This window comes from Phaeobacter sp. CAU 1743, assembly GCF_039839315.1.
Lineage (GTDB): Bacteria > Pseudomonadota > Alphaproteobacteria > Rhodobacterales > Rhodobacteraceae > Phycobacter > Phycobacter gallaeciensis_A.
The window spans coordinates 1-9,530 of record NZ_JBDOQR010000104.1 but is presented as its reverse complement, the minus strand read 5'-3'; the positions used below and the strand labels follow the sequence as shown (position 1 = coordinate 9,530).

Genomic DNA, 9,530 nt, shown 5'->3' with positions numbered 1-9,530 from the left:
TTTCTTCTTCATTGACTGGCGTAGCGCAGGAAAGGCGGGCTGTTTGGGCATCGGCGGGCATCCTTCAAGGTCCCGCTCAGTCTACCGCAACCCGCTCAGAGCACGAGGTTTTTCAGACTTTCCTTGAGTAATGACCGCTATGGGCCGCGCCAGACGGCGCCAATCCGAAAGCTGGTGCGGAATGATGTCATGCCGTCTGGCAACATCGACGACCCGCGCGCCCGGCTGAAAACTCTCGGCCACAATCCGCGCCTTCACATCATCCGGCCAACGCCGGTGCCCCCGACGCCGTTCGACAACTGCGCACTGCCCCACAAAGCCAATACCATCTGCCATGTTCGCCTCCACTGTGATGGGAAACATGTCGGAAAATTCGGCGCGGAACGGAATCTATGAAATCAATGGGAACGGGACGGCGCTTACGACGGATCGAGCTCGGAGTCGTCCTGTTCAGCCGGCATGATTTCATGGATCACTGCGCGGGTTTTGTTTGCCTGAGCATCGATCACTGTCGACGCGGTTACGGGATCAGGCGAACTCGGTGCTTCCCTTTGCTCATCGTCTTGCGAGAATGTGCCTTGGACCGGATCGAACTGGTCCACAACGTCTGACGCCAGCGCCCGAGCGGGCGGGGTGGCCACCGTGGCGTTGGCCGCGCGCATGCCCTCAATGAAAAGCTCGAGCAGTTGGACGGCTTCACGGTCTCCGTTGATCCGACGCCCGTTAACCATCTCGAATTCGGCGGCCCTGCGATCTGCGCCGACATGGCAACGCAACATAGGTCGGGCGTAACCGTCGAGGACCAGCCGGAGCATGGCCACCTCGGCCCGACTGCGGCCTTTAGCGATCATATCGTGCTCGACCTGCTCGGATATCGTGGCCCCGATTCCCTGCTCCGCCAGAATGTCCCAGGTTTCAGTCGTACTGGAGGTGATCTGTCGCTCCAGCTCGCAGGGCGGTGACCCGTAGCGGAAGCGGAGGTCTTGTCGCAGATCATTCTGTGCCGTGACGTGGGTTTTCACCACGTGCTGCAAATACCGCCGGGCTTCTTCCAGCGTGATCCTATCCTGTTCCAAGGCTGCCATGATCGGCTCACTCTCTGCGCTCAACACACGGGATAATATAGTCGCCCTGACGCGGTCTGTGGTGCGCAACGAGACCCTAAGGTCTGCGATTCTTGTGGATTGAGGCCGGACTTTGCGTCGCCAGTAATAGACGCCGTCTCGGCAGGTCAGATGGGGGAGGGAGGTCATTTTCGGGCTCCAGAAAGGAGACCGACCCGAAAACACCGCCGCAGCGGTGTCACAGTCTGGTGTCACAGTAACGAACCCCCGAAGGGGAAAGTTACTGAGATCAGACACTTACGTGAAAATTGGCTCCGGCGGTAGGGAACGGACCTAAGTTTTCCCTCTCGCCGTAACGCGCTGAAAAGAAACAATTGTGTTCCTGTCTCATGGAGGTCGGAACCACCATTTTGTGAAACGTTTGTGAGAGGCAAGCGTAAGTAGTGGGGCCGCATGATGCAAGACCCGCATCAGTTCAATGTCGAAAATCAAATTCGGCGACACCCGGTAGTCGCGTAATCCGTTCCGCTCGTGATGACCCGGCGTCATCAGCTTATTCAGTTCCGATGTCTCGTTTAGCCCCCTTTGCACCGCGCCATGCGGTGTCTTTGCGGGCCCCTATGGCCCACCTTGCCGCCCCGGCGGCCCCTCCTGTGCTCTGTACAATTACTGGAGAACTATGATCTCATGAAATTACGACTTCAAAGTGGTCCCAGGGGTGGATGGCGCGGATGAATCGCGGCGCCGCAGCATTCGACAGGCAGGGCGGATTCCGGTCCTTCGCTGCGGGTGCGAAAGGTTCGCCTCAGAGCGAAACAAGCGGTCATTCGCTCGACCTAGCGCGGCTCGTAGCCATGAAGTCGGGGGGCGCCATGTCTCCTAGGTGCCTTGGTTTCATCTCCATTCTGCGACGCGAGCCTGTTTTCATATTTTCAGGGAGCGTATATGCTCAATGCATGAATATCCGATTTGAAGACGCCTTTGACGATGCGACCCTCGAACGAGGCCGCCACTATGCGGCCCAAGGGCTGGTGGTAAAATGCGAGGTCGATAATGACGGGTCTATCCTGTCGCAGGTCTCAAATGGCCGTGGTAAGCGCTACAAACAATTCATCGGCTTTAGGCACGGCGGCATTGCGGGTGTGTGCTCTTGCCCGATGAACGTGAATTGCAAACATGTGGCGGCAGTTCTTATCGCCTCAGGTCGGTTCCAAGATACCAAGCCCACCACAAAACCAGCGCAGGCAACCCCGAAGCTAGCCCCCTCCGTTGTCCAGTGGCTGCACCGCGTTGAGAAGACAACGTTGGTGCCGGAAGAAGTCGAACTTGACCCGGATGCATACCCCGCGACCATCAAGGATCGCTTGCTATATGTCCTGACGCCTTGGCGGGAGCAGCTTGCCATCGCTACGTTCAAGGGGCGCATAAACGCTGCCGGTACTGGGTTTAACAAATCCATGCCTCGCTACGACGCATACAACGCTTTGCGCGGCATCGCACCTGCAAAGTTCATTCGCCCCATCGACAAGGATTTATTGGCGGCGTTGGGCAAAGCCGGACTATGGCAACAGCGCCACGGCTACGACTATGGGGCGACTTATCCTGACGTTTTCAGACCCACAGGCCCCGAGATCGTCGATCTTCTTCGCAAGATTGCTGAAACGGGGCGGCTTCTGTCGGACAACGACCCAGATGCGGTGTTGACCTGGTCGGAGGACCGGCCAGAGCTGGGCCTGACCTGGGCCGTGTTGCCGGATGGGACCCAGAAGCTCACGTTCTCCAATTCAACCGGAGCGCCGCTTCAGCTTTACAGCGCCCAAGGCGCCTCCATCTGGGTGGATGAGACTGCCAGCCTGATTGGTGAAATTGCCACGGCGCTCACCTCGGACGCCTTGGCCATTGTCGAAGCGAGCCCCGAGATTGCGCCGCATCAGGCCAAGGCGCTGAGCGCGGCACTCCCGGCCGAAATGGCTGGTCTGCCGCTGCCAAAGCCGCGAGCGATCAAAACGATCCAGAGAGAGGCCGAACGTCGCGTGGCCAAACTGGTTCTCGGACGTGAGGCTGCGCTTGATGGGCCAGATCGCTGGGCAGAGACTATCCAGCTTCCCACAGTCGACCTGTCGTTTGTGTACGACGGACAGGAAGTCCGAGGTGAGGATCCTGATCCGGTCTTGTTTAAAGATGACGAGTTGATCACGCTACCGCGCGACCGTGAGTGGGAACGCGCCTGTGATTGCCGCGTGCTGCACGCCGGTGCCATTCCAATCGGTGAGTTGGAAATGCACTGGGCGACAGATCGCCTCGACAAGCGCGACTACGCCTTCGCTGACGGTGAACTCAGCATGCACACGCTGGAGATCTGCCGTGAGCGGGACGCGCTTGATTTCGCATTCCGGGTCGCGCCGCAACTGAAAGCAGAGGGCTGGGAGGTGGAGGTCACAAACCGCTGGCCCTTCAAGGTGGACGAGACCCCGGCGGACTTGGCGGTGCAAACCGAGCGCGCGGCCGGTGAGGCTTTTCAGGGCAATGACTGGTTCTCGCTGGGCTTCCAAGCCGAGGTGAACGGTAAAGCGTATGACGTGGCACCGCTCGTCACGGCGTTCCTGCGTCAGTTCCGTGAAGACTGGGACGACGTCCCAAGCGTAGAAGAGCTGCAGGAATACCAGGAAACGACACCGTCCTACCTGGACCTCGGAAAAGGTCGCTACGCTGGTGTCGACCTGAGCCCCTTGGCGCCTCTGCTGCATCTGGTGCTCAGCTACCACGCAGAACTCGGAGCCCTGCATCCATCGGATGCCACAGTCGCTCGCCTGGCAGAGGAAGCACTTGCAGGGAGCAGCGTCACGTTTTCCGACAAGGCCGGTATCGTGCCCCTGGCGCGCAGCCTGGACGCCCTGTCAAAGGCCGAGGCCTTTGATCCCCCCGCTGGCCTGAACGCAGACCTGCGCGACTACCAGGCCTTTGGGGCTGCGTGGATGGGTACCCTGCTGCAGGCCGGGTTTGGCGCAGTCCTTGCAGACGATATGGGGTTGGGCAAAACAATCCAGACGCTGGCGTTGCTGCAGGCCCGCCGCGAAGCTGGGGCAGCAGGACCCGCCCTTTTGATTGTGCCCACGAGCCTCTTGCACGGCTGGCAAAGCCAAGCGGCTCAGTTCGCGCCCGATCTGCAATTGGTAGTTTTGCATGGCCCGGATCGCGCCAACCGCCGGGAAGAGGCGTTAGAGGCTGACCTCGTAATAACGACCTATCCGCTCTTGGCCCGTGATGCCGATTGGCTGGCAGATCAACTGTGGCCCCTGATTATTCTCGACGAGGCACAAACGCTAAAGAACCCCGCGTCTCAAATGGCAAAAAGCCTGCGAGATATCCCTGCGACTGGCCGTGTTGCGCTGACCGGAACGCCGCTGGAAAACTCCCTGCAGGATCTCTGGACCCTGATCGACTGGGTCAACCCTGGCCTGCTGGGTGATCGTAAGAAGTTCACGTCGCTGTTCCGCACGCCAATCGAGAAGCATGGGGATGCGGCCGCACAGGCGCGGCTGAACCGCCGGCTGCGGCCATTCTTGTTGCGGCGAACCAAGGAAGAGGTGGCCGCGGAACTGCCCCCGAAAACCGAAATTCTCGAGCGTGTGGACCTACCGAAGTCACAACAGGCGCTCTATGAGGCCGTGCGGAGCGCGATGGACGAACGGGTCCGCAAGGCGATCGCCGATCGGGGCCTGGCAAGGGCGCGGATCACGGTGCTCGATGCCTTGCTCAAACTGCGGCAGGTTTGCTGCGATCCAAGCCTTGTGAAAACGAAGGCGGCCAAAAACGTGTCTGATAGCGCGAAACGCGAACGGCTGCGGGCTCTGCTGTCGGAACTCGTGGCTGAAGGTCGGCGTGTATTGGTGTTCTCGCAGTTCGTTGAGATGCTGCGCCTGATCGAGGACGATCTGAACCAAGACGGGGTCAAGTCTCTGACGCTGACCGGCTCGACGACAAATAGGTCGGAGGTGCTTGAGGCGTTCTCCCAAGGCGATGCCTCGGTCTTCCTGCTCAGCCTGAAGGCCGGGGGCGTAGGCCTTACGCTCACCGAGGCTGACACGGTGATTCTATACGATCCCTGGTGGAACCCTGCGGTGGAACGCCAAGCCATGGACCGCGCACATCGCATTGGTCAGGATAAGCCTGTCTTCGTCCATCGCCTTGTGGCAGCCGGAACGGTTGAGGAAAAGATCCTCGACATGCAGGCCCGCAAACAGGCGCTGGCGGACGCTCTGTTCGATAAGGAAGGCGGGGCGTCAGAGACGCTGCTCGATGAGGCCACATTGCAGGACTTGTTTGCGCCCCTAGCAACCTAAAGGTCAGTTCAATATCGGGGAGTTCCCGGTCCGCTTGGTGCGCGATACATCAGTTTGCGGGAAGCACGTCATACTCGATAAGGGGACAACTGCCATCATCGGGCACATACGGTGTGGAATTGAAGCCCCGCCCGCACCGCCGTCACTCGATCTCCCAGTGTTGCCTGTAGCGCGACAATCAGGATGAGAAGAGCGCGTCAATCAGGATGAGACTCCTTGGTCGCGACGAGAGTTACGATGACGGTCTTTTCAGCCGCGATCAAGTGGTTTGTGTTTTTGATTGTCGCGGCGCGTCAATCAGCTTTGACGTTGGCCGGTGTAGCTCTTTGAGCAGGCCGTCCCGGCCCCTTTGCCTTTTTGGCAGCTCTGCGCCGGTAGCTTTCGACATTCATCTCGAAGATGGTGGCATGGTGAACGAGCCTGTCGACGGCGGCCAGTGTCATGGCCGGTTCAGGAAAGATCGTATTCCATTCTCCGAAGGGCTGGTTGGCGGTGATCAACATGGAGCGCCGTTCGTATCTCGCGCTGATGAGTTCGAAGAGCACGCTGGTCTCGGCCTGATCCTTGGTGATCCCGGTAGACCAGCCCCATGAGTGCCATGGGCTTCTTGCGCAGGGAATGGATGACATGGCGGTAATTGACCACGTGCCCATGGCTTCCGCTGCTCGATGCCCGACCGCGCGGCAGCGTCATCAGGGAGCTGCCCCCGAGGAACAGCTCCAGCCAGTCATCGTAGAGCCGAACCCGTAGCTGATGTCCGATCAGCCGAGATGGTACGGTGTAGAACACCTTGCGCAAGGTGAAACCACCGGAGGAGGTGACGCGCAGTGTGACCTCCTCGTAATCCGTTGTGCGCCGGGCGGGTAAAGGCTTGAGGCTGGCGCGCTCCACGTCGATACGCTTGGCATTGCGGGCGTTGATCCGGCCCACGATCTCGTCGATGAAGCGCCGGTAGGCCGTCAGGTTTTCGAAGTCGCGCGAGCCGCGCATGACCAGCGCGTCCTCGATGGCGCGCTTCAGATGACCATTGGGGCTTTCGATGGAGCCGTTCTCATGCGCAACGCCCTTGTTGTTGCGCGTCGGCGTCATGCCGTAATGGCGGTACAGGGTATCGACGCGGTCGGTGAGGTCCGCCTGGGTGGATTTTTCCAGATTCTTGAAAGCCGCCGACAGGCTGTCGTGTGTGGATGCCCCCTGTTTGGCAAGACTGGCATCCTGGCGGAACTGACCAAGGCGCTGGCGGAGCGTGCGCTGAGCACGGAGCTGGACGTTCATCTCAATGAAGAGCGCGCAGAGGATGCGCCCGAGGGCCAGAACCAGGCCCCCAATCGGCGCAATGGCAGCAGCCAGAAGACGGTGACCACCGACAGCGGCAAGGTGGTTCTGGACATCCCCCGCGACCGGAACGGCACCTTCGATCCGCTGCTGATCGCCAAATATCAGCGGCGCTTCCCCGAGTTCGACCGCAAGATCGTCAGCATGTATGCCCGCGGCATGACCACCCGCGAAATCCAGGGCCATATCGAGGAAATCTACGGCGTAGAGGCCTCGCCCAGCCTGATTTCCGCGATCACCGACGCGGTGATGGAGGAAGTTACCGCTTGGCAGAACCGCCCCCTCGAACCCTGTTATCCGATCGTCTTCATGGACGCGATCCGGATCAATATCCGCAGCGATGGGGCGGTCTCGAACAAGGCGGTCTTCGTGGCGCTCGCGGTGCTGCCCGACGGCACGCGGGACGTTCTGGGCCTGTGGTTTCAGGCCAATGAGGGCGCGAAGTTCTGGGCCAAGGTTCTCAGCGACCTGCGCAATCGCGGCGTCCAGGACATCCTGATCGCTGTCGTGGACGGGCTGAAGGGGTTCCCCCAGGCCATCGAGGCGGCCTTTCCCCAAACGCGGATTCAGACCTGTTGGTGTGGACAGCCTCCCCACGGCACCACAATGTGCCACAATGAGGTTATCAAGGACCACATGAGGGAGACCGTCCATGGAAAAACTAATTCGAGTTGGGATCGACACGTCAAAGCACGTCTTTCAGCTTCACGGCGTGAACACCGCCGAGAAGCCGGTGCTGCGCAAAAAGTTGCGGCGAACGGATATGATGATGTACTTCCAAAAAATGCCGCCGACCAGGGTGGCGCTCGAAGCCTGTGGGGCGTCCCACCACTTGGCGCGGCTGCTGACCTCCTATGGCCATGATGTCAAACTGATCGCGCCGCAATTGGTTAAACCTTACGTCAAGCGCGGAAAGAACGATGCCGCAGATGCGGAGGCCATTTGTGAGGCGATGAGTCGGCCTACGATGAGATTCGTGCCAATAAAGACACCGGAACAGCAGGCAGCTCTGATGCTGGTCGGAGTGCGCGAACGCCTGATCCGAATGCGGACGCAGGTGGCAAATTCCATTCGCGGTTACGCGGCCGAATTTGGCGTTGTTGCTGCCCAGGGTATCTGTAGGATCGAGAAACTTCTCGATCGGGTCTCTGTCGATCACTCCGTCCCTGAACTTGCCCGGGCGCTGTTTGCGACGCAGGGAAAAATCTACCGGCAGCTGGCAGAAGAGATCGCCGAAACCGAAGCGCAACTCTCGCAGTGGCACCGTGCAGACGAACGCGCACGCCGTCTGGCTGAGATCCCGGGCGTTGGCCTGATCGGCGCCTCGCTACTCACCATGAAAACGCCCGCTCCCGAGCTGTTCGCATCCGCACGACAATTTGCAGCATGGATGGGGCTCACACCGAGGGATCATTCAACAGGCGGCAAAACGCGAACCGGAAAGATTACGCGGGCTGGCGACGAAGCTTTGAGAAGCGTGCTTGTCGCAGGTGCGACGGCGCTGTTACGGCATGTCCGCACCGGGCGAAGCAAGTATGCAAGCCCTTGGCTTCTGGATATGCTGAGCCGGAAGCCGCCCAAGCTCGTGGCAGTAGCTGTTGCCAATAAAATCGCCCGAATTGCCTGGAAACTGATGGTGTCGGGGCAATCGTACGAGCCACGCAGCGCCTATCAAGATGTAAGGGCGTAACAAGGTTCAGCCGAAGCACGTAATACTCTTGCTGCCGGGCTGAAATTGAACTTGCAAGACAACGGTAGATGGATTTGATCGATCCGGGCTCACGGCATTCCATACGATGCAATGGCAAATATATGCCGCAGACTTGTTTGGAACTTGAGCAGCGGAAACCATCTTGGCCAGCGATTAGTCGAGATCGCACTTCAAAGGCCGGACATATGAAAGCAAGCGATCAGTCCATATTTACCGAGATGTCTTGTAAGCGGGAGGCTGTCCACATATGCATCGTCCATCTGCTGCGCCATTCCATGAGCTTTGCCAGCTACAAGGACCGCAAGGCCGTCGCCGCCGCTCTCAAGGCGATCTACACGGCCGTGGACGCCGAAGCGGCAGAACTGGCTCTGGCTGAGTTCGAGGACAGCGATCTGGCCAGGCGGTATCCGGCTATCGCACCAAGTTGGCGGCGTGCTTGGAACGAGGTCATCCCGTTCCTCGACTACCCACCTGAGGTCCGCAGACTGATCTACACCACGAATGCCATTGAGGCCTTGAACTCGAAGATCCGCCGAGCCGTCAGAACCCGAGGCCACTTTCCAAGCGACGAAGCAGCGGCGAAATTGATCTATCTGGCGCTCAATGCTACATCCACCGAGTGGAAGCGTTCGGTCCGCGAATGGCACGCTGTCAGATCGCAGCTCGCCATCATGTTCGAAGACCGCTTCCCGATGGCGTAAGAAGACGCGTCACGCACAAAATTCGGCACAGTCTCCGGTGCTCTCTTGGCCGACAAGGCGTTCGACGCCGATTGGCTGCTCGAAGAACTCGATGTACGTAAGCGGCGGCCACGCCCCATTGTTTTTTTTGCTTTCGCGGTGTCGCGGAGGGTTGAAGCGGATGGCTGTCGGGAGCTCGTCAGGGACTACGAGACGAGATCCTTATGAGCCTTCAATCTGGTGGGCGTAGGCCCACGGCATCAGGTCGTCGATGAACCGCCCCGGGTTTACCGGAGAGTAAAACTCTCAAAGGATGAACCCTATGGACCAGAAGAAGCACACCCCGAAGTACACAGCCGAGTTTCGCGAGCGCGGTGTTCGGCTGTATCGCGAACAC

General features: G+C 59.5%; 4 protein-coding genes and 4 pseudogenes. 4 read left to right on the top strand and 4 right to left on the bottom strand.

The window, feature by feature from the left end:
- Positions 1-81: 81 nt before the first annotated feature.
- Complete coding sequence (locus tag AAFO90_RS22965; RefSeq protein WP_347510916.1) at positions 82-336, bottom strand: transposase; 255 nt, start codon at positions 334-336, stop codon at positions 82-84.
- Positions 337-419: 83 nt separating this feature from the next.
- Entirely contained in the window at positions 420-1,085 is a 666-nt protein-coding gene (locus AAFO90_RS22960; protein ID WP_347510915.1) for a hypothetical protein, read from the bottom strand.
- Positions 1,086-1,795: 710 nt separating this feature from the next.
- Between AAFO90_RS22960 and AAFO90_RS22955 the strand changes: the two genes are divergently transcribed.
- Positions 1,796-5,407 (top strand): DEAD/DEAH box helicase, encoded by a 3,612-nt coding sequence (locus AAFO90_RS22955; RefSeq protein ID WP_347510914.1) that lies wholly within the window; start codon positions 1,796-1,798, stop codon positions 5,405-5,407.
- A 293-nt stretch (positions 5,408-5,700) separates the two neighbouring features.
- Here the strand turns inward: AAFO90_RS22955 and AAFO90_RS22950 are convergent.
- Both AAFO90_RS22950 and AAFO90_RS22945 read right to left on the bottom strand, forming a co-directional pair.
- Positions 5,701-5,979 (bottom strand): annotated as a pseudogene (locus tag AAFO90_RS22950) (ATP-binding protein); the annotation flags it as partial.
- A pseudogene (locus AAFO90_RS22945) lies at positions 5,978-6,586 on the bottom strand (IS21 family transposase); the annotation flags it as partial. The pseudogenes AAFO90_RS22950 and AAFO90_RS22945, both read right to left, overlap by 2 nt.
- Here AAFO90_RS22945 and AAFO90_RS22940 point away from each other — a divergent pair.
- The 3 genes and pseudogenes from AAFO90_RS22940 to AAFO90_RS22930 all read left to right on the top strand — a co-directional run.
- Positions 6,587-7,318: pseudogene (locus AAFO90_RS22940) on the top strand (IS256 family transposase); the annotation flags it as partial.
- Positions 7,319-7,394: 76 nt separating this feature from the next.
- Entirely contained in the window at positions 7,395-8,432 is a 1,038-nt protein-coding gene (locus tag AAFO90_RS22935; RefSeq protein WP_347510913.1) for an IS110 family transposase, read from the top strand.
- A 269-nt stretch (positions 8,433-8,701) separates the two neighbouring features.
- Positions 8,702-9,154 (top strand): annotated as a pseudogene (locus tag AAFO90_RS22930) (transposase); the annotation flags it as partial.
- Positions 9,155-9,530: the final 376 nt, after the last annotated feature.

Coding starts and splice junctions, on each gene's coding strand:
- AAFO90_RS22965 (WP_347510916.1), bottom strand. CDS start 336: ATGGCAGATGGTATTGGCTTTGTGGGGCAGTGCGCAGTTGTCGAACGG.
- AAFO90_RS22960 (WP_347510915.1), bottom strand. CDS start 1,085: ATGGCAGCCTTGGAACAGGATAGGATCACGCTGGAAGAAGCCCGGCGG.
- AAFO90_RS22955 (WP_347510914.1), top strand. CDS start 1,796: ATGAATCGCGGCGCCGCAGCATTCGACAGGCAGGGCGGATTCCGGTCC.
- AAFO90_RS22935 (WP_347510913.1), top strand. CDS start 7,395: ATGGAAAAACTAATTCGAGTTGGGATCGACACGTCAAAGCACGTCTTT.